The following is a 26,296-nucleotide window of genomic DNA, read 5'->3' on the forward strand; positions in this document are numbered from 1 at the left end:
ATGTATAAATCTCTCGCAGCCATGGCCCTGTTGACCGCGGTTCTCGCGGGCTGCAATGGTCCGGTCAATTCGAACTGCGCCGCCTTGGGCGCGGTCGCGGGCACGGCCTTCGGTGCGGCCACCAGCAACAACCTCGCGCAATCGGCCATTGCCGGTGGCGTTCTGGGCGCGGTGGCCGGCGACCAGGGCTATTGCCGCTAAGCTTCGCGCAGTGCGGAAGGAAACGCCCGGGGCCCTTGGTGCCCCGGGCGTTTTCATTTCAGAGCCAGTCGCGCAGGATCGGGATCAGCGGGATATCGGCGGGCGGCATCGGGTAGTCGCGCAGCCTCTGCGGCGCGACCCAGGCCAGGGTCTGACCCTCGCGCGGGGTGGGGATGCCCTGCCACCGCCTGCAGGCGAAAAGCGGCATAAGCAGGTGGAACTTCTCATAGGCATGGCTGGCGAAGGTCAGGGGGGCGAGGCAGGAGCTATGGGTCTCGATGCCCAGTTCCTCTTGCAGCTCGCGGATGAGCGCGGCCTCGGGGGTCTCATTCTCTTCGACCTTGCCGCCGGGGAATTCCCAGAGGCCCGCCATGGACTTGCCCGGCGGGCGCTGGGCGAGGAGGACGCGGCCATCTTGGTCGATGAGCGCTACGGCAGAGACGAGGAGCAGTTTCATGTGGATATCCCGGGGGTTTCACACCCCCGGACCCCCGTGGGATATTTGAGCCAATGTGAAAGGGGAAGGGGCGCGCGCGGCGAGGGCGCGCCCCTTTTCGGGGGCCGGTTACGAGCGATAATCCGCGTTGATCTCGATGTAGCGGTTGGTCAGGTCGCAGGTCCAGACCTTGCGGTTGGCACGACCAAGGCCGATGTCGACCGAGATTTGCAGCTCGGGCTGCTGCATATAGGCCGCGCCGTCTTCCTCGCGGTATTTCGGGTTCCGCCAGCCCTTTTCGGCCACGAGGATATCGCCGAACTTGATCGTCAGGCGGTCGCGGTCGGCCATGGCGCCGGATTTGCCGATGGCGGCGACGATGCGGCCCCAGTTCGGGTCCTGGCCTGCGATGGCGGTCTTCACCAGGGGCGAGTTTGCGATGGCGAAGGCGATTTTCGCCGCGTCACCCGGGGAGGCCGCGCGGGTCACGTTGATCTCGACGAATTTGGTCGCGCCCTCGCCGTCGCGGATCACCTGGTGGGCGAGGTCCAGCATGACCTGGGACAGGGCCGCCTCGAAGGCCTTGAGGACGGCGCCCTTGGGCTCGGCGGCCTCGGACTGGCCCGTGGCGGCCAGGAGCAGCGTGTCCGAGGTCGAGGTGTCGCTGTCCACGGTGATCGAGTTGAAACTCGCATCGACATTGCGCGACAGGAGCTTTTGCAGGGTCGCCTGGGGGATTTTCGCGTCGGTGAAGATATAGACCAGCATCGTCGCCATATCCGGCGCGATCATGCCCGAACCCTTGGCGATGCCCGCGATATGGATGTCGCCACCCTCGCCCGCGATGGTCGCAGCCGCGCCTTTCGGGAAAGTGTCGGTCGTCATCATGGCCTGGGCGGCCATGGAGATCGCGTCCTCCTTCAGACCCTCGACGAGGGAGGGCAGCACCGCCACGATCTTCTCATGGGGCAGGGGCTCGCCGATCACGCCGGTCGAGGAGGAGAAGACGCGGGCAGCGGGCAGGCCGAGCGCCTTGGCCACGCCCTCGGTGATGGCCTTGACCGAGGCTTCGCCGCGCTTGCCGGTGAAGGCATTGGAATTGCCCGAGTTCACGATGATGGCCGCGCCCTCTTTCGAGGGCAAGGCGATCTTCTGCTGGCAATCGCGCACGCAGGCCGACCGGGTCGTGGACCGCGTGAAGGTCCCGGCCATGGCGGTGCCGGGGTCCAGCTTGATCAGCATGACGTCCTTGCGGTTTTGATACTTCACCCCCGCTTCGGCCGCGGCGAAAGAGGCGCCGCGCACCAGGGGCAGGTCGGGGAAGGCGGCGGGCGCGAGGGGCGAGACCGGCTTGGCCGCCTTGGTCTTGGCCTTGGGCTCCGGTGCGGCCTTTGCCGCTTTCAGTTCCTTCTTCAGCGACTTCGCCTCGGCCTTCCAGTCGGTCTTGCCCATGGTCATCCCCTTATTGGTCCAGCAAAGCAGTATCCCTGATCACGGCCGGGTCAATGGCCGAGATGTCGGGGCGTTCGACTTTCGCCGCATCCATCTTGCCCTTGATGAAGGCGTCGATGGCGGCCTGCTGCAATTCGGCCGCGATCTGCGGCTTGACCTCTTCGAGCGGAGGCGCCGCCTTGTCGCGGGTCTCGGTCACCAGGATCAGGTGCCAGCCGAAATCCGACTTGATCGGGCCTGCGACCTCGCCCGTCTTGGCGGAGACGACGGCCTCTTCGAAGGGCTTGACCATGACGCCCAGGCCGAACCAGCCAAGGTCGCCGCCCTGCGCCGCCGAGCCATCCAGCGAATTGGTCTTGGCCACTTCGGCAAAGGGCTTGCCGCCCTGGATCTCGATCAGGAGCTGCTTGGCCTTCTCTTCGCTGTCCACCAGAATATGGGAGGCGTGATATTCCAGCGTCGGCACCTGTCCGGCATATTTCGCGTCATAGGCCGCCTGGATCGCCGCATCCGAGGTCGCGTCCTTGATGCCGTTCAACAGGGCCTCGTTGGCCAGGAAGTTGCGCTCCAGCGCGGCCAGGGCGCGGGTCTGCTTCGGCGTCAGGCTCTGCCCGGCCGATTGGCGCAGGGTCTCTTGCTGGATCAGCTGGTCCAGAAGCCCGGTGAAGAGCTGCTCGTCGGGCAGGGCCTGGTACTGCGCGGGCAGGCCCTCGCGGGTGACGATCACATCGCCCAGGGTGATGTTCACGCCGTTCACGGTGGCCAGCACCGTCTCGGCGGTCGGCGCGGCTGCTGCCGGCGTGGCCGCGGTTTCGGCCATCAGCGGCTGACCAAGGCCCGCCGCCAGCGCCAGAACCGCGCAGAATCCCGAAAGTTTCATCATCTCACACGCTCCTGAAGCGGCTGCGGATCACGCAGCGTTGACTATGGCAGGGCCAACCCTTAAATCCCGGGCGTCCTCTGGACAGGATGAAGGCCCTGCTCCCGGCCCTTCTAGGGGGTGACAGTTGTGCGGGCAAGGCCAAGCCTCACACGATGCTGTCAGCCGCCGATTGGCGGTGATGACCTTGGCCGGAGAGACGTGATGCTGGGTTTCGGATCGCTTGCGCGGAAAATCTTTGGGACGCCGAATGATCGGGCGGTCAAGGCGGTGCGGCCGCTGGTGGCGCAGATCAACGCGCTGGAGCCTGAATTCGCGGCCCTGACCGACGAAGGCATCATCGAGAAGACCCGGGCCCTGCAAGCCCGCGTTCAAGGCGGCGAGGACCTGGATGCGGTCCTGCCCGAGGCCTTCGCCAACTGCCGCGAGGCCGCCAAGCGCGCCCTGGGCCTGCGGGCCTTCGATGTGCAGCTGATGGGCGGCATCTTCCTCCATCGCGGCAATATTGCGGAAATGCGGACGGGTGAGGGCAAGACCCTGGTGGCGACCTTCCCGACCTATCTCAACGCCTTGGCGGGCAAGGGCGTGCATGTGGTGACCGCCAACGACTACCTGGCCAAGCGTGACGCGGCCTGGATGGGCAAGGTTTACGGCGCCCTGGGGATGACGACCGGCGTCGTCTATCCCTATCAGCCCGAGGCCGAGAAGATGGCGGCCTACCGCGCCGACATCACCTATGCGACCAACAACGAATTGGGCTTCGACTACCTGCGCGACAACATGAAGGGCTCGATCGCCGAAATGGCGCAGCGCGGGCATTTCTACGCCGTGGTGGACGAGGTCGACTCGATCCTCATCGACGAGGCGCGCACGCCCCTGATCATCTCTGGCCCCTCGCAGGACCGCAGCGACCTTTACCAGAAGATCGACCTGCTGATCCCCGAATTGCAGCCCGAACATTACAAGCTGGACGAAAAGTCCCGCCAGGCGACCTATACCGAAGAGGGCAACGAATTCGTCGAGAGCCGCCTTCAGGCCATGGGCGTCCTGCCCGAGGGCCAGTCGCTTTACGACCCGGAATCGACCACCGTGGTCCACCACGTGACCCAGGCGCTGCGGGCCCACAAGCTTTACGCCAAGGACCAGCACTACATCGTCAAGGATGGCGAGGTCATGCTGATCGACGAATTCACCGGCCGCATGATGCGCGGCCGTCGCCTGTCCGAGGGGCTCCACCAGGCCTTGGAGGCGAAAGAGCGCGTCAAGGTCCAGCCCGAGAACGTGACCCTGGCCTCGGTGACCTTCCAGAACTACTTCCGGCTTTACAGCAAGCTTGCGGGCATGACCGGCACGGCGGCGACCGAGGCCGAAGAGTTCATGGAAATCTACAAGCTCGGCGTGATCGAGGTGCCGACCAACCGTCCGATCAGCCGCAAGGATGACCACGACCAGGTCTACCGCACCGGGAAAGAGAAATACGACGGCGTGGTCAAGACCATCGCGGCGGCGCATGAAAAGGGCCAGCCGATCCTGGTGGGCACGACCTCTATCGAGAAGTCGGAATACCTGAGCGGCCTTCTGCAAGCGGCGGGGATCAAGCACAACGTCTTGAACGCCCGCCAGCACGAGCAAGAGGCCAAGATCGTGGCCGATGCCGGCAAGTTCGGCGCGGTGACCATCGCCACCAACATGGCCGGTCGCGGCACCGACATCCAGCTGGGCGGCAATGTGGACATGACGGTGATGGAGGCCCTGGCCGCCGATCCGACCGCCCATCCCGACGAGGTCCGCGCCCGTGTCGAAGCGGAACATGCCGAGGAAAAGGCGCGGGTTCTGGCGGCTGGCGGGCTCTTTGTCCTGGGCACCGAGCGCCACGAAAGCCGCCGGATCGACAACCAGCTCCGTGGCCGTTCGGGCCGCCAGGGCGACCCGGGCCGCTCGGCCTTCTTCCTCTCGCTGGAAGACGACCTGATGCGCATCTTCGGTTCGGAACGCTTGGACAAGGTGCTTTCGACCCTGGGGCTGAAGGATGGCGAGTCGATCGAGCATCCTTGGGTCAACAAGTCGCTGGAACGCGCGCAAGCCAAGGTCGAAGGCCGCAACTTCGACATCCGCAAGCAGCTGTTGAAGTTCGACGACGTCATGAACGACCAGCGCAAGGCGATCTTCGGCCAGCGGCTGGAGATCATGGAGGCCTCCGATATCGAGGAGATCGCCCAGGACATGCGCCACCAGGTGGCCGAGGACCTGGTCGATGTCTTCCTGCCGCCCAAGTCCTATGCCGATCAATGGGACGCCAAGGGGCTTTACGCCGCTGTCATCGAAAAGATGAACATGGACCTGCCGATCCTTGCCTGGGCGGCCGAAGAGGGCGTTGACCAGGCCGTCATGCTGGAGCGCATCATCGCGGAAAGCGACAAGATGATGGCGGGCAAGACGCAGGCCTTCGGCCCCGACACGATGCGCCAAATCGAAAAACAGCTGCTTCTCCAGACCATCGACGCCAAGTGGCGCGAGCACCTGGTGCGGCTGGAGCATCTGCGCTCGGTCATCGGCTTCCGGGGCTATGCGCAGCGCGACCCGCTGAACGAATACAAGACCGAAAGCTTCGCGCTGTTCGAATCGATGCTGAACTCCCTGCGGCAGGAAGTGACCCACAAGCTGGGCCTGATCCGGCCGATCACCCAGGAAGAGCAGCAGGCGATGATGGCGCAGCTTGTGGCGCAGCAGCAGGCGACCCAGTCCGAGCCCGTGCAGGCGCAGCCGGTTCCGGCCCTGCAGGCTGCGGCTCCGGCGGCAGCCGCAGCCCTTGCGGGCTTCGACCCCGAGGACCGCGCGACCTGGGGCAATCCCTCGCGCAATGACCCTTGCCCCTGCGGCTCGGGCGAGAAGTTCAAGCACTGCCACGGCAGGCTGGATTAACACTTGCGGCGAAGTTGGCCACATTCGGGCCATCTTCGCCGCAAGAATTCCCCATTCCGACCCTAAGCAAGCCCGGATTGCGGCTCAGGTCTTTCTGTATGGTTAACAGGAGATCCTGATGCGCGATGCCCCGCCCGTCTTGTCCTTGACCCCGCTGTGGCGGGTGACTCAGGCGGCATTCGTGCTGGGCCTGGCGCTGTCCTGCGGGCTTTTCGTCGAAAGCGCTGCGCGGGAACGCCAGGACGCCCGGCGCTTCGATCTGGCCCCCCAGGCCATCACGCCGCTTTCCGCAAGCCCTGTCGGCACCTCTGGGCCGACCTGGCCGCTCTCGCGGCTGGCGCCGGGCCATGCCTGCACGTCGGCCCTGACCCTGGAGCCCAAGACCGGGGCGCTGATCGTCCTGACGCTGGAGGCACCTTGCCTGGCCGATCAGCGGGTCGAGATCTCCCATGCGGGTCTGCGCTTTGCCGTGCCCATGCCGGTGGGCCGCCCCCTGCGCCTGACCCTCCCCGCGCTTGAGGCCAGCGGAGAGGTCGAGATCCTGCTGCAGGACGGGCGCAAGATCGCCGAGGCCGCCCCCGTGCCGGATATGAAAGACCATCGCCGCTTTGCTGTCAGCTGGACGGGCCCCCAAGCGCTTGACCTCGTGGCCTGGGATGGGCGCGTCGAGGTCAGCCTGGCCGAGCCCCGCGCCACGCTGGGCACGGATGCGGGCTGGATGGCCGAGCTCGGCGATGCCGCCTTGCCGCACCCGGCCCTGGCGCAGGTCTATACCTATCCCGCCGAGGCGCAGGCCGAGGTGACGCTGCGGGCGACCTCGCTTCCCGGCCTTTGCGGCGAGAAACTGATCGCCCGGACCTTCTCCAGCCGCTTGGGCCAGGCCGAGGCCACGGGTCTGCGCGTCGATTTGCCGGAATGTTCGGCGGGTCCGGTCGTCATGCACTTGAAGAATCTCGACCAAGACGTGAAAGTCGCCTCGCGGTAAGCGGGGTGTGGGATGGTCAAGGGTGCGCGCGCGGCGGTCTTCGCCGCGCTTCTGATTCCGGTTCAGGGCGGGGCGCAGGACATCACCCTGACCTCGCGCGATGGTGCCTTGTCGGTGGCGGGCACGCTGAACGGCTATGACGGCGAGTTCTTCCGCATGCAGACGCCTTTTGGCCCCCTGACCGTCGATGCCGAGGGCGTGACCTGCGACGGGCCTGCCTGCCCGGAGATGACCGCACCCAAGGCCGTGATTGCGATCACCGGCAGCGCCGACATGGCCTCGCGCCTTCTGGAGCCCCTGGTGCGGGAATTCGCGAAGACCCATGGCTGGGGCTATAGGGCAGGCACGCCGATGATCCTCACCACGGCAGAGGGCGAGACCCTGGCCGAGGTCTCCTTTACGCCTGCCACGCCCGAGGCCGCCCGCGATGCGCTTTTGACGGGTGGGGCGCAGCTGGCCTTCTCCTCGCTGACCGAGCCGGACCTTGGCAGCCAGTCGGTGGCGCTGGATGCCATGGTGCCCATCGTCGCGACCGACAACCCCGTGCCGCGCATCGCCACGACAGACCTTGCGCGGGTGCTTTCGGGCGAGGTGTCGAACTGGTCCGAGATCGGTGGGCCGGATATGCCCCTGGTGCTGCATGGGCTGCAGGCCGAAAGCGACCTGGCCCGGGCCCTGGCCGCGCGGCTGGGGCGTGACCCGGTGGTGGCGGTGCGCCATGGCTCGGCGGCGGAGCTGGCCCTTGCCGTGGCCCGCGACCCCTGGGCGCTTGCCGTGACGGGGCGCAGCGAGGCGGGCGCGGCCCGCGTCCTGCCCCTGACCGACAGCTGCGGCTTTCCGCTGTCTCCGGGGCGGCTGGCCGTCAAGGCGCAGGACTATCCGCTGACCCTGCCGGTCTTCCTTTTGAAGCCGCGCCACCGCCTGCCCCTGGTGGCGCGCGACTTCCTGGCCTTTCTCTCGACCCCCGCCGCCCAGGCCGTCATCGCCCGCACCGGCCTGACCGACCGCAGCGTCGAGCGCCTGGCCGTCGGCGCCGACGGGACGCGGCTGATCAACGCGATCAAGGGGGCAGGGGAGGAGACGACGCTGGCCGATCTCCAGGCCCTGGTGGGGGCGATGGAGGGGGCGGACCGGCTCTCGCTGACCTTCCGCTTCGAGGAGGGGACGACGACGCTGGACGCGGCCAGCCGCGACAACCTGGCGGACCTGGCGCAGATGCTGGAGGCGGGACTCTTCAAGGGCCAGGCCCTGACGCTTGCGGGCTTCTCGGATGGCGAGGGCAGTGCGGCGACCAATCGCGATCTGGCGCTGGGTCGGGCCGAGGCGGTGCTGGCCGCGCTGGAGCTCTTGGTGCCGGGTCTCGAGGTCGGTCAATTGCCGCAGGTCGAGGGCTTCGGTGAGGCTCTGCCGATGGCCTGCGACCGGGTTCCGGCCGGGCGGCGGCTGAACCGGCGAGTGGAGCTCTGGATGCGCCCGGCCTTTCAGCAGCCGATCCGGGGGGATGGCGAGGTGCCGTGAGCGGGTCCTTGCGGCGCCCAAGCCCCTGCGGGGCGGGGGCGCCGCAAGGAGGGGGCCGTTCTTCTGCGAAAAACGGGGGTGCGGGGGGATCTGGTCGCGCCTTGGTTGGGGCCCGGGTGGGTGTCCCTGAGCGCCCCAAGCCCCTGCGGGGCTCGTGTCGCGCAGGGAGGGGGCCGTTTTTCTGCGAAAAACGGTTCTGGTGCGCATGGCGCCCGCGGCTTGCTGGTTGCGGCCGAGGGCAGGCATTGTGCGGCAGCTTGCCCTAGCGCCGAGCCGGTTGGCGTCAGCCAGAGGCGAGAAATGGACTTGCGCCTGAAAGGCGCTCCACTGGGTTACAGATAGCCTTCGGCCCGGAATGACAGCTCGCGGCTCTTGCCGATGATCAGGTGGTCGTGGATCACGATGCCCAGGACCTGCGCCGCGTCCTGGATCTGCATCGTCATCGAGATATCCGCCTCTGACGGCGTCGGATCGCCCGAGGGATGATTGTGCACCAGGATGATGGCAGAGGCATTCAGCTCCAGCGCCCGCTTGACCACCTCTCGCGGATAGACCGGTACATGGTCGACCGTGCCCTTTCCCTGCTCCTCATCGGCGATCAGCACATTCTTGCGGTCGAGGAAGAGGATGCGGAACTGCTCGGTCTCGCGGTGGGCCATCACGGTCTGGCAATACTGCAACAGCGCGTCCCAGGAGGACAGGAGCGGCTTGTTCATGACCTTGGCCCGCATCAGCCGCCCCGCCGCCGCCTCGACGATCTTGAACTCTTGCACCACCGCCTCGCCCACGCCCTTGACCAGCATCAGCCGCTGGGGTGAGGCCGAGATCACCCGGTTGAAATCCCCGAACGTGTCCAGAAGCAGCCGGGCCAGCGGCTTGACATCCTGGCGCGGAATGGCACGGAACAGGACCAGTTCCAGCATCTCGTAGTCAGGCAGGGCTGCCGCCCCACCCTCCATGAAGCGCGCGCGCAGCCGTTTGCGGTGATCGGCGATATAGGACGGGATCTTGCCGCCGGGCGCGCCCAGCGGCAGCGGTTCAGCCTCGTCCCCATCCCCAAGGGTGAAGAGCCCGGCCTGATTGTCTGAGAAACCCTGATGTGCCATGCCCGCGATCCTGCCACGGGCATGGTTGACGAAGGGTTAATGGATCAGATCAAAACGAAGTCAAAATCGGCCAGGACCGGGGAGCCGGACAGGACCGCCACCAGTTTGGCAGCCAGGGCCCCGGTGCCATCGACATCGAACCAGAGCTTGCCGTTCGAGGTGTTATAGATGAAGCGATCTTCGATCCCGGCGGCGAAATCCGTGCCATGGGCGAGGAAGGCGCTGCCCAGGGCCGTCCCGGCGACCAGGCCCGACGCGGTCGGGAAATCCGCCACTTCGACGATGAACTTGTCCTGTGCCGAAACGAAGTCGGTGATGGTGTCGCGGTTCTGCGTCGTGGCCGCCAGCACGAAGCGGTCAGCGCCGAAGCCGCCGATCAACCGGTCCAGCCCCGCCCCGCCGTCGATCGTGTCATTGCCCGCCCCGCCCACCACGGTGTCCGATCCATCCAGCGTCTCGATCACGTCCGAGCGCCCCGAACCCGTGACCCTGTCGCCCGTGTCGGTCCCCGTGATCGTGACCAGGTCGTGCCCCTCGGTCCAGCTGGCAAAGGCCAGGCGGCTGGCGTTGAACGCGGCACCCGGAGCCATCTGGATGCTCAGCGTGTTGTCCTGGGTGTTGCCCTCGATCAGCCCGGCCAGGGCGATGCCGCCCGCTCCGAACTGCGCCGCCCCGAAGGAGGCCGTCGCATCCGCAGCCCCAAGGAAGCTGACCCCCGTGCTGGCCGCCAGGGCCGCGCCCGAGAAATCCCGCGTCGCCATGACCTGGACCTGGCCGCGCGTCAGGCCCACCAGATGCGCGCTGATGTTGTCGGCATAGCCGTCGTTATAGCTTCCGGCGGTGCGCTCCATCGTCACCACGAATTCGATGGACCGCGTGCCCACCGCGATTGCGCTGATCTGCTCGAGGTCCACAAGCGTGCTGACCGCGCCCCGCCCCGCCGAGAGCGGTCCGGTCAGGGTCACGCTGCCCAGGACCGTAACGCCATCGGCCGCAAGGTAATTCGCCACGACGCTGGCATGGTCGTCCTGCGAGGCAAAGCCGCCCAGCTGGGCCGCGAGGTCCAGGCTCAGCTGGCCCGCGTCGACCCGGGCGGCATAGGTGGCGATGCTGACGGTTTGCCGCGCCACGGACAGGGCCGCCGAGGTGCCGCCCGAGAAATAGGCCGAGCCCGCTTGCAGCGCCGCTGCCGTGGTCGGGTTCAGATCGTTGCTGGTCCCGGCCGCATAGGCCACGCCGGTAAAGGTTCCCGAAGTGGTCCAGCCCGCAGGCGCGACATTTGTGCCGAAGTTCTGGGCCACGGGGCCGGTTTCGGCATCCCCATTCACGACGAGGGTCTTGGAGGTGTAAACAACAGGAAGGGCAACGACCATGGCAATCTCCGGTTCTCAAATCCGGTGCCAGATTGCGCTTGCCCGATGATTCGGGCAAGCGCGCTTGGGTTACTGACCCTTCATCCCGTCCCAAAAGCCCTTGACCTTGGCGAAGAAACTGGACCCTTCCGGGTTGTTCTCGTCGGCCTCGAGCTTTTCGAACTCGCGCAGCAATTCCTTCTGCCGGGTCGAGAGATTGACCGGTGTCTCCACCGCCAGCTCGATCAGCATGTCGCCGACCCCGCCGCCGCGCAGCGCGGGCATGCCCTTGGCGCGCAAGCGCAATTGCTTGCCGGTCTGGGTGCCCGAGGGGACCTTCACCCTTGCCTTGCCGCCGTCAATGGTGGGCACCTCGACCTCGCCCCCCAGCGCCGCCGTGATAAGGGACACCGGAACCCGGCAAAACAGGTTGACCCCGTCGCGCTGGAAGATCGGGTGGTCGCGGGTCTCGATGAAGATGTAAAGGTCGCCCGAGGGGCCGCCGCGCATCCCCGCCTCACCCTCTCCGGCCAGGCGGATCCGGGTTCCGGTCTCGACCCCGGCCGGGATATTGACCGACAGGGAGCGCTCGCGCTCCAGCCGACCGGCGCCATGGCAGGACTTGCAGGGGTTCTTGATCGTCTGGCCCGCGCCCTGGCAGGTCGGGCAGGTGCGTTCGACGGTGAAGAAGCCCTGTTGCGCCCGGACCTTGCCCATGCCCGAGCAGGTCGGGCAGACGACAGGCTCCGCCCCGCCCTCGGCCCCGGTGCCGTTGCAGGTGTCGCAACCGACCGAGGTCGGAACGGTGATGGTCTTCTGGACGCCCTTGAAAGCCTCTTCCAGCGTCACGCGCAGGTTATAGCGCAGGTCCTGGCCGCGCTGCGCCCGGCGTCCGCCGCCGCCACGCTGCTGGCCGCCCCGGCCCATGAAATCGCCAAAGAGGTCCTCGAAGACATCCGAGAAGGCAGAGGCGAAATCGCCATTGCCCTGGAAGCCCTGACCGCCCCCCCGCGGGCCCCCGCCCTCGAAGGCGGCATGGCCGTAACGGTCATAGGCGGCCTTCTTGTTTTCATCCTTCAGGATGTCATAGGCCTCGTTCACTTCCTTGAACTGGGCCTCGGCATCCGGGTTGTCGGAGTTGCGGTCGGGGTGCAGCTCCTTGGCCTTGGTGCGATAGGCCTTCTTCAGCTCTTCCGCAGAAGCGCCCTTGGCCACGCCCAACACGTCATAGTAATCGCGCTTTGCCATTTCTGACCTTTCTGAAAGCGATAAGGCCGCCCCCAAGGGGGCAGCCTTCGCCATGCGGCGCGGTTACTTCCGCTTGGAGTTGCCCAGATCCTCGAAGTCGGCATCGACGATGTCATCGTCATCGCCGCCATCGCGACCCTCAGGCGCTTCGTTCTGCTCGGCCTGGGCCTTGTAGATCGCCTCGCCCAGACGCATGGCCGCATCGGTCAGGTTCTGGATCCCGCCCTTGATCTTGCCGGCGTCCTCGGTCTTGAGGTTTTCCTCCAGCGCGCCCATGGCCAGTTCGATCGCCTCGACGGTCGAGGGGTCGACCTTGTCCGAATGCTCGGCAATCGACTTCTTGGTCGAGTGCAGAAGGCTTTCGGCCTGATTCTTGGCCTCGACCAGCTCCTTGCGGGCCTTGTCGGCATCGGCATTGGCCTCGGCGTCCTTGACCATGCGCTCGATATCGGCGTCGCTCAGACCGCCCGAGGCCTGGATCGTGATCGCCTGCTCCTTGCCGGTGCCCTTGTCCTTGGCCTTGACCGTCACGATGCCGTTGGCGTCGATGTCGAAGGTCACCTCGATCTGGGGCACGCCGCGCGGGGCGGGCGGGATGTTTTCCAGGTTGAACTGGCCGAGCATCTTGTTGTCGGCCGCCATTTCACGCTCGCCCTGGAAGACGCGGAGGGTCACGGCGTTCTGATTGTCCTCGGCGGTCGAGAAGATCTGGCTCTTCTTCGTCGGGATCGTGGTGTTGCGGTCGATCAGGCGGGTGAAGACGCCGCCGAGCGTTTCGATGCCCAAGGACAGGGGCGTGACGTCCAAGAGAACCACGTCCTTGACGTCGCCTTGCAGCACGCCGGCCTGGATCGCTGCGCCAGCGGCCACGACTTCATCCGGGTTCACACCCTTGTGGGGCTCCTTGCCGAAGAACTTGGTCACTTCCTCGATCACGCGGGGCATGCGGGTCATGCCGCCGACCAGGACGACCTCGTCGATGTCGGAGATCGAGACGCCCGCATCCTTCAGCGCGGCCTGGCAGGGCTTGATCGAGCGCTTGATCAGGTCTTCGCAGAGGCTTTCGAGTTTCGCACGGGTCAGCTTGACCACCAGGTGCAGGGGCTGCCCGGTGTTGCGGTCCATGCTGATGAACGGCTGGTTGATCTCGGTCTGGCTGGAGGACGACAGCTCGATCTTGGCCTTTTCAGCCGCCTCCTTCAGACGCTGCAGGGCCATCTTGTCCAAGGTCAGGTCGACGCCATGCTCTTTCTTGAACTCGTCCGCCAGGTAGTTGACGATGCGCATATCGAAGTCTTCACCGCCGAGGAAGGTATCCCCGTTGGTCGATTTCACCTCGAAGAGGCCGTCGTCGATTTCCAGGATCGTGATGTCGAAGGTGCCGCCGCCGAGGTCATAGACCGCGATGGTTTTCGTTTCCTTCTTGTCGAGGCCATAAGCCAGGGCCGCAGCCGTCGGCTCGTTGATGATCCGCAGGACTTCCAGGCCCGCGATCTTGCCCGCATCCTTGGTGGCCTGACGCTGGGCGTCGTTGAAATAGGCCGGAACGGTGATGACGGCCTGGGTCACCGTCTCGCCCAGGTAGGCTTCGGCGGTTTCCTTCATCTTCTGCAGGATGATGGCCGAAACCTGGCTGGGCGAATACTTCTCGCCGCGCGCTTCGACCCAGGCGTCGCCATTGCCGCCGTTCAAGACCTTGTAGGGCAGGTTCTTCAGATCCTTGGCCAGCATCGCATCATCGGCGCGGCGGCCGATGAGACGCTTGACCGCGAAAATGGTGTTCGAGGCGTTGGTGACGGCTTGGCGCTTGGCGGCCTGGCCGACCAGACGCTCATTCTCGGTGAAGGCAACGATGGAGGGCGTGGTGCGCGCGCCTTCGGAGTTTTCGATGATGCGGGGCTGCGAGCCGTCCATGATGGCGACGCAGGAATTGGTGGTCCCGAGGTCGATGCCGATGATCTTGGCCATGTGATAGTCCTCTCTAAGGCGATATGTTGGGGCGGACCCGATCAGGCGTCCGTCCCGATCCCGAACGAGAGCCGGATCGCTCCGGGCTCGAGGCGTATATAAGGGGGGCGAAATGGCCCTGCAATGGGCGCCGCGCGCCGATTTCCACCGGATTGCGCGAAAAGCCTAGCGGCCCGCGCTCCAGCTGGCGCTGGCGTATTTGTTGGTGAAGGTATCGGCCATCAGCCCCAGCACCAGGAGCCCGCAAGAGACCCAGACCGGATACCAGAGCGAGGAGTAATGCGGGTTGTAGTTCAGGAAGACGAAGCCGCGCTGCTGGTCGATGATGTGGAAGAGCGGGTTCCACCAGAACCAGGACAAAAGCCAGGTCGGCGTCGCATTGGCGAGGAACATCTTGCCCGAGGCCAGGACGTTGATCCTTGTATAGACCGAGGTGACGATGCCGAAGAAGCTGGGTGACCAGGGGGTGGCGGCCTTGAAGATCATGCCGATGGCGATGCCGGAGAACCAGGCCATCAGGATCATCCCCATGGCGGCCACGGGCTGGTGGATCGTGATCTCGTTGAAGCAGGTGTGGTAGAAGAACAGGATGACAAAGATCGCCAGGACCTGCTGATAGAGCGTCGCCAGGGCCTGGCCGCCGATGGCCACGATCGTGTTCATCGGCGCATGTTTCATCATGGCGGAGGTCGGCCCCTCGGCCTTGGCGACGGCGCTGATCGCCTTGATATGCGTCATGTACATGAAGATCCCGCTCATCGAATAGAGCATGAAATCGCCACGCACCGCCGTGCCGCGCATGTTCAGAAGCGTGAACATCAGCCAGAAGAACAGGACCATCGTCACGGATTGCACGATCGAGATCAAAAGCCCGATGATCGCATTGCCATGGGCCTTGCGGATATCGCGCACCGCGACGTTGAAGATCAGCTCGACCGTCCGCACAAAGCCACCGGCCGTGGTCCGGGGCGCACCGATATGGAACATGCCTGCCTCTTTCCTGCGCCGATCTGCTCAATCTTTGCGAGTTTGAACGGGAAACCTTGCCGATCCCTTAACCATTACAGCATAAGGACGCGGCAAGATCATGTCCATCAGGAGCCGCAATGGATTTCGACCGCCTCGTTCCCGTCCTCCGCCGCCTGGCCATCGAGGCCGGGGCCCGAATCATGGAGGTCTACAATGGCCCCGACTTCGCGGTGAAGGCCAAGGGCGACAGCTCTCCGGTGACCGAGGCGGACGAGGCCGCCGATGCGCTGATCTCGGCGGGCCTGCGTGAGGCTTTCCCCGACCTGGTGCTGATCACCGAAGAGCAGGCGGCCTCGCATGCGCTGACCGCTTCGACCTTCCTGATCGTCGATCCGCTGGATGGGACGAAGGAATTCGTCCAGCGGCGCGGCGATTTCACGGTCAACATCGCCTATGTCGAAAACGGCGTGCCCCTGCGCGGCGTGGTCTATGCGCCCGCGCAGAATCGGCTCTTCTATACCCTGGCCGATGGCACCTCGGTCGAGGAGACCGGCGCCCATGACGCCGCCGTGGCGGGCCCCGTGGCGCCGATCCGCGTCTCGACGCCCAAGGGGCCGCTGATGGTCGTGGCCTCGAAAAGCCACCGGGACCAGGCCACCGATGACTATATCGCCAAGTATGACGTGGCCGACATGAAGTCGGCCGGCTCCTCGCTGAAGTTCTGCCTCGTGGCGACCGGAGAGGCCGATCTTTACCCGCGCCTTGGCCGGACCATGGAATGGGACACGGCGGCGGGCGATGCGGTCCTGCGCGGGGCGGGCGGCCATGTCGTGCGCTTTGACGACCACACGCCCTTGGCCTATGGCAAGCCCGGCTGGGACAACCCCTTCTTCATCGCCTATGCCCCCGGGGTCGCGCTGCAAAAATGAGCGTCCTGATCGCGATCCCCGCCCGCTATGCCTCGACCCGCTACCCGGGCAAGCCCCTGGTTTCGTTGAAGGGCCCGGATGGCGACAAGACCCTGATCCGCCGTTCCTGGGAGGCCGCGATGGCCGTCAAGGGCGTCGACCGTGTCGTCGTGGCGACCGATGATGACCGCATCGCGACCCATGCGGCGGGCTTTGGGGCCGAGGTCGTCATGACCTCCTCCGACGCGCAAAACGGCACCGAGCGCTGCGCCGAGGTGGTGCAGAAGCTGCCGGGCCATGACGTGGTGGTGAACCTGCAAGGCGATGCGCCGCTGACCCCCGCCTGGTTCGTCGAGGACCTGGTCAAGGGTCTCCTGGCCGATCCCGAGGCCGATATCGCCACGCCGGTCCTGGCCTGTGACGGTGCGGCCGTCGAGGGCTTCCTGGCCGACCGCCGCGCGGGCCGCGTCGGCGGCACGACCGCGGTTTTCGGGTCCGGGGGCCGGGCGCTTTACTTCTCGAAAGAGGTCATCCCCTATACCGGCCGCACCTTCGCCCCCGAGGATGAGACCCCGGTCTTCCACCATGTCGGCGTCTATGCCTATCGGCCCCAGGCGCTTGCCGCCTATCCGACCTGGCCCATGGGCCCGCTGGAGCGGCTCGAGGGGCTGGAACAGCTGCGTTTCCTGGAACAGGGTCGCAAGGTGCTTTGCGTGCAGGTTCAAGCCCATGGCCGCAAGTTCTGGGAGCTGAACAACCCCTCGGATGTCGCGGTGATCGAAGCCATGATGCAGGCCATGGACGCGGTCAAAAAATGATCATACCTTGTCGACCGGGTCGCTTTCGTGCAACAACTTTACCGACCCTTCACAAGAATGATAAATTTTTCGACGTTTGCTCTACGATTTGGCAAAGAAAACCGGGTAAACAGTAACAACTCTTCCCCGAGTCGCGGGCATTCTGCGGCAAGGCACTCAGTTAAAGAGAGATCAGATGGCAGTACAATTGGCCCGCAAGATCAAGAAGGTCACCAAGGCGGTGTTCCCGGTGGCCGGTATGGGAACGCGGTTCCTTCCCGCCACCAAGTCCATCCCGAAAGAGATTCTGACCCTGGTGGATCGCCCCCTGATCCAATACGCCATCGACGAGGCGCGGGCTGCGGGCATCAAGGAATTCATCTTCGTCACCGCGCGCGGCAAGTCGGCGCTGGAAGACTACTTCGACCACTCGCCCGAGCTTGAATCCACGCTGCGTCGCGGCGGCAAGGATCAGCTTCTGGAAACCCTGCGCGAGACCAACATGGACAGCGGCGCCATCGCCTATGTCCGCCAGAACCGCGCCATGGGGCTCGGTCACGCCGTCTGGTGCGCCCGTCGCCTGATCGGGAACGAGCCCTTCGCCGTCCTGCTGCCCGACGACGTGATCGCCGCCGAAAAGCCCTGCCTGCAGCAGATGATCGAGGCCTATGAACAGACCGGCGGCAACATGGTTGCCGCGATGGAAGTGCCGGTCGAAAAGACCTCTTCCTATGGCGTGCTGGATGTGTCCGAGGATATGGGCTCCATCGTCCAGGTCCGCGGCATGGTCGAAAAGCCCAAGGCCGCCGAGGCGCCCTCGAACCTGGCCGTGATCGGGCGCTATATCCTGACGCCCAAGGTCATGGCCAACCTCAACAAGATGAAGCCCGGCGCCGGCGGCGAGATCCAGCTCACCGACGCCATCGCGATGGAGACCAAGAAGCCCGGCCAGGTCTTCGGTTTCCGCTTCCGGGGCCAGCGCTATGACTGCGGCTCCAAGGCCGGGTTCCTTCAGGCGACGGTGGCCTTCGGCCTGTCGCGTCCCGATCTGCGCGAGGAATTCTCGGCCTATCTGAACGACATGGTCGCCATGCAAAAGGCGGCACAATAGATTTGGCCTCCCTTTGGGAAGCCCTGCGCCTGCGCCATCTGCGCAGGCGTTTGCTTGTCCGGGCCTTCCGTGCCCGGTCCCAGTTGACGCAGGTGACGCGGCGCGACCTGCCCAAGGGCGCGATTCTGGGCTTCGGCTGCATCCGCAACGAAGCCGCCCGCCTGCCCTGGTTCCTGGATCACCATCGCAAGCTCGGCGTGGATCGTTTCCTGTTTGTCGACAATGCCAGCACCGATGGCAGCGCTGACCACCTGGCCGCCCAGCCCGATGTTTCGCTTTGGACCACGCCCCACAGCTACAAGGCCAGCCGATTCGGGATGGACTGGGTGAATTGGCTGCTCTTGCGCCATGGCTCGGGCCATTGGTGCCTGACGCTTGACGCGGATGAGCTCTTGACCTTCCCCGACGACGCGGGCGGCCTGCGTCCCCTGACCGCCTGGCTCCGCGCGAGGGGCGTGGATTTCATGTCCGCCCTGATGCTGGACCTTTACCCCAAGGGGCCGCTTGGTTCTCAAATCCATGCCGTCAACCCCTTGGAAGTCTTGCCCTATTTCGACCCCACGGGTTACAGCCGCACCCCGGTTGCCCGCTATGACCATGTCTCGATCCGGGGCGGCCCAAGGGCGCGGGTCTTCTTCGCCGACGACCCCTCCCGCGCGCCGCATCTGCACAAGACGCCGCTGGTCTTCTGGCATTGGCGCTACGCCTATCTCTCCTCGACCCATCTCGTTCTGCCCGTGCGCCTGAACGCCGGCTTCTCGCGCCCCGATCTGCCGACCGGGGCGCTGTTGCACACGAAATTCCTGCCCGAAATCGTCCAGAAATCGCGCGAAGAGCGAGAGAGGGCCGAACACTTCACCCATCCCGAGCGCTATGGCGATTATTACGACGGGATCATCGCCGGTCCCGACCTCTGGCACGCGGGTTCGGCGCGCTACGAGGGGCCCGCCCAGCTCGAGGCCCTGGGCCTGATCCAGCGTGGACTTTGGCGACAGGTCGCGGATTTGTAACAAATCCCGCAGGGAAACGCTGGATTTTTTCCGCGATTGACTTCAAAACGTGAACAATACGTCGAGAAAGAACCGGTTGCCCGGGGAAAGGTCTGTCGCGTCAAGGCTTCCTTCAGCATTGAGGCATAGACCAAGGGAAAGGCACCGATCGACGTCGGAGGCGCGGGTTGAAGATCACAGAGGCCATCAAGCTGCGCTATCGCCGCCGTCTTGCGCATCTTCGCGCAAGGATCAAGGGGCGAGAGATGCGCGTCGTGGCCGACCGCACCCGGACCATGCCCCGGGATGCGATCATCCTTCTCTGCACCCTGCGCAATGAACGCATCCGCCTGCCGTTCTTTTTGCGTTATTACCGCGACCTTGGCGTCGAACACTTCTTCTTCGTCGACAATGACAGCACCGATGGCTCGCGCGAATACCTGGAACCGCAGCCCGACGTTTCGCTCTGGACGACCAAGGGCAGCTACAAGCGCTCGCGCTTTGGCGTCGATTGGCTGGCCCATCTGCAGCGGCGTTATTGCCACGACCATTGGTGCCTGACCGTCGATGTCGACGAGTTCTTCGTCTATCCCTTCTGCGAGACGCGGCCCCTGCGTGCCCTGACCGACTGGCTGGACGCCAGCGCGGTGCGCAGCTTTTCGGCCATGATGCTGGACATGTATCCCAAGGGCTCGATCACCGCCCAGCCCTATCACGAGGGGCAGAACCCTTTCGAGATCGCCCAGTGGTTCGACAGCGGCAACTATACGATCCACCGCAACCACGCGATGGGCAACCTGTGGATTCAAGGGGGCCCCAGGGCGCGGGTCTTCTTCGCCGACCGGCCCGAGATGGCACCGGCGCTGAACAAGGTGCCGCTGGTGCGCTGGCAGCGGTCCTACGCCTATCTCTCCTCGACCCATATGATCCTGCCGCGCGGTCTGAACCTGGTCTATGACGAACGCGGCGGGGAGAAGGCCTCGGGTTGCCTTCTGCATGCCAAGTTCCTCGATACTTTCGCCGAAAAGGCCGCGGAAGAGATGGCGCGGGGCCAGCATTACGGCGCCTCGAAGGAATACAAGGCCTATCACGACAAGCTGGCCCGCCATCCCGACCTCTGGTGCAAGTATTCCGAGAAATACATCAACTGGCGCCAGCTGGAGATCCTGGGCCTCATGTCCAAGGGGAACTGGGCATGAGCGTGGGCTTCGTCATGCTCTGTCACACGGCGCTGGAACGCGCGGCAGAGGTCGCGCGGCATTGGGCCGAGCGGGGCTGCCCCGTGGTCATCCATGTCGACAAGCGCGTGGCGAAGCTGGCCTATGACGGGTTGGTGCAGTCGCTGACCGACCTGCCCAACGTCTTGTTCTCGCAGCGTTTTGCCTGCGAATGGGGCACCTGGGGCATCGTGGCGGCCACCCAGGCGGCCTCCAGCCTGATGCTGGAACGCTTTGACGATGTGCGCCATGTCTACCTCGCCTCGGGCTCCTGCCTGCCGCTCCGCCCGGTCGAGGAGCTGCGCGCCTATCTCGAAAGCCGCCCGCGCACCGATTTCATCGAAAGCGTGACGACGACGGATGTGGGCTGGACGGTGGGGGGGCTGAACCTCGAACGCTTCACCCTGCGCTTTCCGTTTTCCTGGCGGTCGCAGCGCAAGGCCTTCGATCTTTACGTCAGCCTGCAACGCCGCGTGGGCTTTCGCCGCCCGATCCCCGAGGGCATCGTGCCGCACCTGGGCAGCCAATGGTGGTGCCTGACGCGCCAGACCCTCTCGGCCATCCTGGAAAACCCCGACCGCGCCAAGCTGGACCGCTATTTCCGCCGCGTCTGGATCCCGGATGAGAGCTATTTCCAGACCATGGTGCGGCGGTTTTCGACCAATGTCGAAAGCCGCTCGCTGACGCTGGCCAAGTTCGACTACCAGGGCAAGCCGCATATCTTCTACGACGACCATTTGCAGCTGCTCAGGCGGTCGGATTGCTTCGTCGCCCGCAAGATCTGGCCCCAGGCCGACAAGCTTTACGACACGTTCCTGCGTGGCAACTCTCACGGCCAGGCCAGCGCCGAGCCCAATCCCGGCAAGATCGACCGGCTCTTCTCCAAGGCCGTCGACCGCCGCACCAAGGGCCGCGCCGGGCTTTACATGCAAAGCCGCTATCCCAATGAAAACTGGGAGAATGGCCGCACCGCCGCACCCTATTCCGTCTTCGAGGGCTTCTCCGAGGTCTTCGAGAATTTCGAAGCCTGGCTCGGCAAGGTCGCAGGGACGCGGGCGCATGGCCATCTCTTTGCGCCGGGTCGGGTCGAATATGCGGGCGGTGAGACGGTGTTCTCGGGCGCTCTCTCGGACAGCGCCGCGCTGCGCGACTATGCCCCCAAGAACTTCCTTTCGAACCTCATCTGGAACACGCGGGGCGAGCGTCAGTGCTTCCAGTTCGGCCCGAACGACAACCAGGAGATTTCCTGGTTCGTCGCCTGCGACCCCAATGCGCAGATTTCGGTGATCACCGGGGCCTGGGCCATCCCGCTTTTCCACTCCAATCGCAATTTCAGCGACATCAGGCGCGAGGCCGCGCGGCTGCAAAAGCTGGAAAGCGACCATGTCGGCATCCTGCGCAGCCATTACGCCAAGGCCCGGATCCGGATCTGGACCCTGGCCGAATTCGTCGAAAACCCGATGGAGCCCTTGCAGTCGATCATCGACGAGATCAGCCCGCGCTCGCAGCGCCGCCTGACCGAGGCGCCGCGCCTGGCGGATCTCAAGGGCTTTGGCCAGTTCCTGCAAAACCTGCGCAACCAGGGCATGCAGCCGGTGATGATGGGCGATTTCCCGACCGGGGAGGACCCGACCACCGCCGCGTCCCGCCGCGGGCGGCCTTATCTGGTGAAGTGACGCTGACTGATCTCACGCTCCGGCCGGCGTGAAAGTCCCGAAATACCGCGCGCGGGCCGTCAGGACCCGGGTTTCGGTCCAGCCCTCGACCGCCAGCACCACAAGGCCCTTGGCGCCAACCCGCCGCACTTCCTCGACCCGCAGCCGCGCCGAGAGGGTGCCGCCCGCCAGGACCGGGGCGCGGAAAGTGACCTCCCATCCCAGTGCCGTATGGGTCGCGAGCTGCACCGGGGCCTGCGCCTTCAGCCCCTCGATCAGGCTGACGACCAAAAGCCCATGGGCCACCTGGCCCGGAAAGCCCGCAGCCCGGGCCGCCTTGTCGCAGAGGTGAAGCGCGGTCTGATCCCCGGTCAGGCGGGCAAACTCCGCGATCCGCTCGGCTGAAACGGTGACGTGGCCCGTCTGCCAATGGTCCCCGGGTGCAAGCGTGCCCAGGTCATGCAGGCCGGGGGGCAGGGGCCTCACAGCTCTTGCACCTGCCAGGAGGCGTCCAGGAGGATCAGGTCGCTGGCCCTTTGTCCGATGATGCCCTCGGGCAGGCCCATGACCCGCGAAGGGATCGTGGTGGCCATCCGCAGGGCTGCCTCGGGGGCGAGGCCCACGACCTCGATCAGCCGCTTGAGGCTTTGGGCCATGGTGACATGGGCGCCGGCCAATGATCCTTCCGCATTCACCAGCCGCCCGTTTTCGACATGGATTTCATTGCCGTAAAGCGTGAAGCGGTCGGACCCGCCCACCGTCGGCATGGCATCCGAGACGAGGAAGGTCGTGTCCGCCACGGGCCGGGCCCGCAAGGCCAGGCCCACCATCGCATCGGCCACATGGATGCCGTCGCAGATGATCCCGGCATAGGCGCTGGAGTTGATACAGGCCCCCGTGACGCCTTCGGAACGGTTCAGCATGGGCGACATGGCGTTGAAAAGATGTGTGAAACAGCGCGCGCCCTCGGCCAGCAGCGCGCGCACCTCATCGGCCGTCGCATCGGAATGGCCGATCGAGACCACGGCACCCATTGCGACCAGCTCGGCCACCTGGCCCGGGCGCACGGCCTCGGGGGCAAGGGTCAGCAGGATCGGCACGCCCCCAGCCCGCAGCCGCGCCACGGCGGTCAGCGTGCGCGCATCCAGCGGCCGGACAAATTCGGCCTTGTGCGTTCCCCGCCTTGCGGTCGAGATATGCGGCCCCTCGATATGCAGGCCCAGGATCCCCGGCCGCCCCCGCGCCGCCAGGGCCGCCTCGGTCACCGCGTCCAGCACGCCCGGAGCATCGGTGATCACCGTGGGCAGGATGCCAACCGTGCCAAAGCGGCGATGAGCGGCGGCAATGGCCTCCATCCCCGCGACGGTCGGAGAGGTGTTCAAGAGCACATCCCCGCCGCCATTCACCTGCAAATCGACGAAGCCCGGGGTCAGGATGCCCGGAACCCTGTCGCCCCGCCCCTGACCGATGGCCACGACGCGGCCCTCCTCGATCTCGACCACGCCCTTGCGGAGGGTCTCGCCGTCGAAGATCAGGTCGGGTTCCAGACGGGTCATTCCGCCCTCCCTTGGGCAAAGGCAGCATAGGCGGCGCCCCTTGCGCCGGTCGTGTCCCCGCCCTCGGCCAAGAGGATCGGAGGCGCGCCATAGCCCGGCAAGGCGACCCGGGTCAAGGCGTCCGAAAGGTCCGCGACCAGGCCCGGAGCCCGCGAGAGCCCGCCCGCCAGCACGATGCAGCCCGGATCGACGACCATGACGAGGGTGTGGATCAGCTCGGCGGTCAGGCCAAGCCAGACCTGCCAGGCCTGGGCGAGGTCAGGGTCCAGGGCCTTGCCCGCGACGATCTCTTCGGCGCGCAGCTCTCGCCCCGTCCGATGCGCCAGGATGCGCGAGAGGCCGGGGCCCGCGATCAGGGTCTCGGTGCAGCCCAGGCGCCCGCAGCCGCAGGCGAGGAGCGGCAGGTCGGTCATCAGATGGGCGGGCAGGGCGAAGTGGCCGAACTCGCCGCCCGTGGCCGAGGGGCCCTCCAGGAGGCGCCCGTTCACCACGATCCCCCCGGCAAGCCCGGTGCCGAGGTTCAGCGTGAGCGCCGTGGGATAACCCCGCGCCGCACCGAACTGCGCCTCGGAGAGCGCCTGGGCGCGGCAGTCGTTCACATAAGTGACGCCGCGCCCGGAGGCCTCCGCGATGTCGGCAGGGAAGGGCTTGCCCGTGGCGGCGAGGTTCGCGGTCAGGGCAATCCCGGTGACCGGGTGGATCAGCCCCGCCGCCGCGATGCCCACGGGCAGGCCGGGGCCAAAGCCCTCGGCCCAGGCGACCATCTCGGCCATGGCGGCGACGAGGCCAGGGTAATCGCGCGGCGTGGGCATCCGCCGGGCATCCACCCGCTGCCAAAGGGCGTCGAAGACCTGCGCTTCGATCTTGGTCCCGCCCAGGTCGATGCCAGCCGCGATGATCATATTGTTTGCGTCACTTTCGACAGGGTCTCGGGCCGGTCGGGGTCATGGCCAAGCGCCAGGGCGGTCTCCAGCACCAGCGGATAGGTCAGGCACAGAAGACAGGCCGCCGCCGCAGCCGGGGTCAGGCCCGCGATCCCGGTGCGCAGCCGGTGGACCGTGCCGCCCGCTGCACGGAACCGCGCCTCGGCGGTGTCGAGGCTGGCCTGCACATCCTCGGCGCCGGTGTCCAGGATCAGCACCAAGAGCGGGTTGGTCGCCAGTTGCAGGGGGCCATGCAGGACCTCGGAAGAGGAATAGGCCTCGGCATGGATCGCGCAGGTCTCTTTCAGCTTCAGGGCCAGCTCTTGCGCCGCGCCATAGCCGGTGTCGCGGCCGATGACATAGACATGGTTGGCGCGCAACAGGGCCGAGAGCACGGCCTTGGCCTCGGGCAGGGCGGTGAGGAGGAAGTCCTGTTCCAGGGCGCGGGCGCGGTAATCGGGCACCATGGCGCCCAAAAGCGCCATGCCCGCCGCGATGGCGCCGACGACGGATTTGGTGGCGGGGACGGCCAACTCTGGCCCCGCGCCGATGGGCAGGATCAGGTCGGCATGGGCGGAGACCGGGCTGCTGGCTGCGTTGATCAGACCCACAACCCTGGCCCCCCGCGCCCGCGCGCCCTCCGCCGAGAGGACCAGGTCATTCGAGGCGCCCGACTGGCTGACCACCAGCGCAAGGGTCTCGTCCATCGCCACGCCGCGCCCGACGGAAAAGACCGAGGGCGGCAGCGAGGTCATCGGCACGCCAAGCTCGCGCATGAACTCGTAAGACAGGATATTGGCCGCCGCATCCGACGACCCGCGCGCAATGGTATAGATCGCGCGGGGCGAGAGCCGGGCGATCTCGGCCGCCGCTTCGGGGCTGACCGCGCCCTCGAGCGTGGCGCGGAAGACCCCTGCCGCCTCGGCCAGCTCGGCGCGCATGTGGTGACCGGGGCTCATTTGCGCAACCCATAGGAGTCGAGTTTCGCCCAGGTCTCGGTCAGGTCCACGACCTGGCCCGTGATGCGGGCCTGGTCCAAGGCGATGGCGGCAATCCCCGCCTCCATCGCGTCCAGGATCGAGACCGGGAGCCCCTTGGACTGCCCGCGCAGATAGGCGGTGATGTCCTGGCACATCATCTCGTCGGCGCCGTAATGGGCGCCCTTGGCGGCAGCACCTGCGGTATAGTCGTGGTCGGCCAGCCTGGTGCCATCCCGCGCCGTGACCTTCAGATAGCCGCGCACGAAATCGCCCTCGGCCATGCCATGGGTGCCCAGCACGCAGAAGCGCCTCTGGTCGTCGGGCACGTTCAGGTTGGTGTGGAAGGCGAGCGAAGCGCCCGATTCATACTCAAGGATCGCCGTCTGCCAGTCGATGATATCGCCATCCGAATGGAAGGGGTCAGCGACCGAGTTCCAGACCGATTTCTTGACGTGGAAGATCTCGGCCTCGGCATTCGAGGCGGGCGCATTCGCCGGGAGGAAGCTTTTGCGCCCGCCGAAACTCGCAACCCTGCGGGGCCGCGAGCCTGTCACCATGTTGTAAATGTCGATGTCGTGGCAGCATTTCTCCAGCATGAAGCCGCCGGTCAGCCCCGCCATCCGCCGCCAATCGCGCATGAAGAAGGCGCCGTGATAGGGCGGGATATGTTCGTTGGCCTCCAAGGAGACCACCTGGCCCAGTTGCCCCGCCGACAGGGCCGCCCGCAGGTCGACCATGTGCTGCGAATAGCGCAGGACCAGGCCCACCATGGCCCGCTTGGCCCCGCCATGGATGGAGAGAAGCCGCGCCAGTTCAAGGGTCTCCTCGATCGAGACGACCACCGGCTTTTCGGTGAAGATCTGAACCCCGGCTTCCAGCCCGATGCGCAGCTGCTCCAGGTGAAAGACGTTCGGAGAAAAGACGCAGTAGAGGTCGGGTTTGGCCTGCGCCAGCATCGCCTCGATGCTGTCATAACGCGGCGTGTCCAGGCCGATCATCTCCAGATGCGTGGGCTGGGGGTCGTAGAAGCCCACGATCTCGGCCTCTGGCATGGCGGCTTTCAGGGTTGAAAGGACATGGCCGGCCCGAAGGCCGATCCCGGCGGTGACGATACGCATTTTTC

General features: G+C 65.9%; 23 protein-coding genes. 10 read left to right on the forward strand and 13 right to left on the reverse strand.

Annotation, left to right across the window (positions count from 1 at the left end):
* Complete coding sequence (locus GV832_RS10825) at positions 1 to 201, forward strand: hypothetical protein (protein ID WP_168774873.1); 201 nt, start codon at positions 1 to 3, stop codon at positions 199 to 201.
* A 58-nt stretch (positions 202 to 259) separates the two neighbouring features.
* Here GV832_RS10825 and GV832_RS10830 read toward each other — a convergent pair whose 3' ends face one another.
* From GV832_RS10830 to GV832_RS10840, 3 genes are all read right to left on the reverse strand, one after another.
* Positions 260 to 658: a (deoxy)nucleoside triphosphate pyrophosphohydrolase gene (locus GV832_RS10830; RefSeq protein ID WP_168774874.1), complete on the reverse strand. Its 399-nt coding sequence runs from the start codon at positions 656 to 658 to the stop codon at positions 260 to 262.
* Between the two features lie 108 nt (positions 659 to 766).
* Entirely contained in the window at positions 767 to 2,089 is a 1,323-nt protein-coding gene (argJ, locus tag GV832_RS10835) for a bifunctional glutamate N-acetyltransferase/amino-acid acetyltransferase ArgJ (RefSeq protein WP_168774875.1), read from the reverse strand.
* Positions 2,090 to 2,099: 10 nt separating this feature from the next.
* The gene (locus tag GV832_RS10840) at positions 2,100 to 2,972 is read right to left on the reverse strand and encodes a peptidylprolyl isomerase (RefSeq protein WP_168774876.1); all 873 of its coding nucleotides are present in this window, start codon (positions 2,970 to 2,972) and stop codon (positions 2,100 to 2,102) included.
* Positions 2,973 to 3,173: 201 nt separating this feature from the next.
* Between GV832_RS10840 and secA the strand changes: the two genes are divergently transcribed.
* The 3 genes from secA to GV832_RS10855 all read left to right on the forward strand — a co-directional run bounded on the left by secA (position 3,174) and on the right by GV832_RS10855 (position 8,394).
* The gene (gene secA, locus GV832_RS10845) at positions 3,174 to 5,891 is read left to right on the forward strand and encodes a preprotein translocase subunit SecA (RefSeq protein ID WP_168774877.1); all 2,718 of its coding nucleotides are present in this window, start codon (positions 3,174 to 3,176) and stop codon (positions 5,889 to 5,891) included.
* Between the two features lie 118 nt (positions 5,892 to 6,009).
* Positions 6,010 to 6,876 carry a hypothetical protein gene (locus tag GV832_RS10850; protein ID WP_168774878.1) on the forward strand — a complete coding sequence of 289 codons (867 nt, stop codon included), beginning with the start codon at positions 6,010 to 6,012 and terminating at the stop codon, positions 6,874 to 6,876.
* Positions 6,877 to 6,888: 12 nt separating this feature from the next.
* Entirely contained in the window at positions 6,889 to 8,394 is a 1,506-nt protein-coding gene (locus GV832_RS10855; protein ID WP_168774879.1) for a phosphate ABC transporter substrate-binding/OmpA family protein, read from the forward strand.
* 332 nt (positions 8,395 to 8,726) lie between these two features.
* Here the strand turns inward: GV832_RS10855 and radC are convergent, their stop codons facing one another.
* The 5 genes from radC to GV832_RS10880 form a co-directional block, all read right to left on the reverse strand.
* Complete coding sequence (gene radC, locus GV832_RS10860) at positions 8,727 to 9,500, reverse strand: RadC family protein (protein ID WP_168774880.1); 774 nt, start codon at positions 9,498 to 9,500, stop codon at positions 8,727 to 8,729.
* A gap of 44 nt (positions 9,501 to 9,544) precedes the next feature.
* On the reverse strand, positions 9,545 to 10,873 hold the full coding sequence (locus tag GV832_RS10865) for a calcium-binding protein (RefSeq protein WP_168774881.1): 1,329 nt from the start codon (positions 10,871 to 10,873) through the stop codon (positions 9,545 to 9,547).
* 69 nt (positions 10,874 to 10,942) lie between these two features.
* Positions 10,943 to 12,100, reverse strand: coding sequence for a molecular chaperone DnaJ (gene dnaJ / locus GV832_RS10870; protein WP_168774882.1), 1,158 nt, complete (start codon positions 12,098 to 12,100; stop codon positions 10,943 to 10,945).
* Between the two features lie 63 nt (positions 12,101 to 12,163).
* Positions 12,164 to 14,068 (reverse strand): molecular chaperone DnaK, encoded by a 1,905-nt coding sequence (gene dnaK, locus GV832_RS10875; RefSeq protein WP_168774883.1) that lies wholly within the window; start codon positions 14,066 to 14,068, stop codon positions 12,164 to 12,166.
* Between the two features lie 165 nt (positions 14,069 to 14,233).
* Positions 14,234 to 15,055 (reverse strand): ABC transporter permease, encoded by an 822-nt coding sequence (locus GV832_RS10880; RefSeq protein ID WP_168774884.1) that lies wholly within the window; start codon positions 15,053 to 15,055, stop codon positions 14,234 to 14,236.
* Between the two features lie 119 nt (positions 15,056 to 15,174).
* Here GV832_RS10880 and cysQ point away from each other — a divergent pair, with 119 nt between their 5' ends.
* From cysQ to GV832_RS10910, 6 genes are all read left to right on the forward strand, one after another.
* Positions 15,175 to 15,966, forward strand: a complete 792-nt coding sequence (gene cysQ, locus GV832_RS10885; protein ID WP_168774885.1) for a 3'(2'),5'-bisphosphate nucleotidase CysQ — start codon at positions 15,175 to 15,177, stop codon at positions 15,964 to 15,966.
* Positions 15,963 to 16,763 (forward strand): 3-deoxy-manno-octulosonate cytidylyltransferase, encoded by an 801-nt coding sequence (locus GV832_RS10890; RefSeq protein WP_168774886.1) that lies wholly within the window; start codon positions 15,963 to 15,965, stop codon positions 16,761 to 16,763. Before cysQ ends, GV832_RS10890 begins: the two co-directional genes overlap by 4 nt.
* A 175-nt stretch (positions 16,764 to 16,938) precedes the next feature.
* Complete coding sequence (gene galU / locus GV832_RS10895; RefSeq protein ID WP_168774887.1) at positions 16,939 to 17,853, forward strand: UTP--glucose-1-phosphate uridylyltransferase GalU; 915 nt, start codon at positions 16,939 to 16,941, stop codon at positions 17,851 to 17,853.
* 92 nt (positions 17,854 to 17,945) lie between these two features.
* On the forward strand, positions 17,946 to 18,863 hold the full coding sequence (locus GV832_RS10900) for a glycosyltransferase family 2 protein (RefSeq protein ID WP_354001956.1): 918 nt from the start codon (positions 17,946 to 17,948) through the stop codon (positions 18,861 to 18,863).
* 167 nt (positions 18,864 to 19,030) lie between these two features.
* Complete coding sequence (locus GV832_RS10905) at positions 19,031 to 20,041, forward strand: glycosyltransferase family 2 protein (RefSeq protein ID WP_168774888.1); 1,011 nt, start codon at positions 19,031 to 19,033, stop codon at positions 20,039 to 20,041.
* Entirely contained in the window at positions 20,038 to 21,735 is a 1,698-nt protein-coding gene (locus tag GV832_RS10910) for a beta-1,6-N-acetylglucosaminyltransferase (RefSeq protein WP_168774889.1), read from the forward strand. The genes GV832_RS10905 and GV832_RS10910 overlap by 4 nt, the downstream gene beginning before the upstream one ends.
* A gap of 12 nt (positions 21,736 to 21,747) precedes the next feature.
* Here the strand turns inward: GV832_RS10910 and GV832_RS10915 are convergent, their stop codons facing one another.
* Genes GV832_RS10915 through GV832_RS10935 form a run of 5 tightly spaced genes read right to left on the reverse strand, consistent with a single transcriptional unit; the run spans position 21,748 to position 26,291 of the window.
* A complete protein-coding gene (locus tag GV832_RS10915; protein ID WP_168774890.1) occupies positions 21,748 to 22,200 on the reverse strand; it encodes a MaoC family dehydratase in 453 nt (150 codons plus the stop codon).
* Positions 22,197 to 23,270: an N-acetylglucosamine-6-phosphate deacetylase gene (locus GV832_RS10920; protein ID WP_168774891.1), complete on the reverse strand. Its 1,074-nt coding sequence runs from the start codon at positions 23,268 to 23,270 to the stop codon at positions 22,197 to 22,199. Before GV832_RS10920 ends, GV832_RS10915 begins: the two co-directional genes overlap by 4 nt.
* A complete protein-coding gene (locus GV832_RS10925; RefSeq protein WP_227754371.1) occupies positions 23,267 to 24,172 on the reverse strand; it encodes an ROK family protein in 906 nt (301 codons plus the stop codon). The genes GV832_RS10920 and GV832_RS10925 overlap by 4 nt, the downstream gene beginning before the upstream one ends.
* On the reverse strand, positions 24,169 to 25,152 hold the full coding sequence (locus GV832_RS10930; RefSeq protein ID WP_227754372.1) for an SIS domain-containing protein: 984 nt from the start codon (positions 25,150 to 25,152) through the stop codon (positions 24,169 to 24,171). The genes GV832_RS10925 and GV832_RS10930 overlap by 4 nt, the downstream gene beginning before the upstream one ends.
* Positions 25,149 to 26,291, reverse strand: coding sequence for a Gfo/Idh/MocA family protein (locus tag GV832_RS10935; RefSeq protein WP_168774892.1), 1,143 nt, complete (start codon positions 26,289 to 26,291; stop codon positions 25,149 to 25,151). The genes GV832_RS10930 and GV832_RS10935 overlap by 4 nt, the downstream gene beginning before the upstream one ends.
* Positions 26,292 to 26,296 lie beyond the last annotated feature (5 nt).

Origin of the sequence: Stagnihabitans tardus (assembly GCF_009925085.1) — a bacterium.
GTDB lineage: Bacteria > Pseudomonadota > Alphaproteobacteria > Rhodobacterales > Rhodobacteraceae > Stagnihabitans > Stagnihabitans tardus.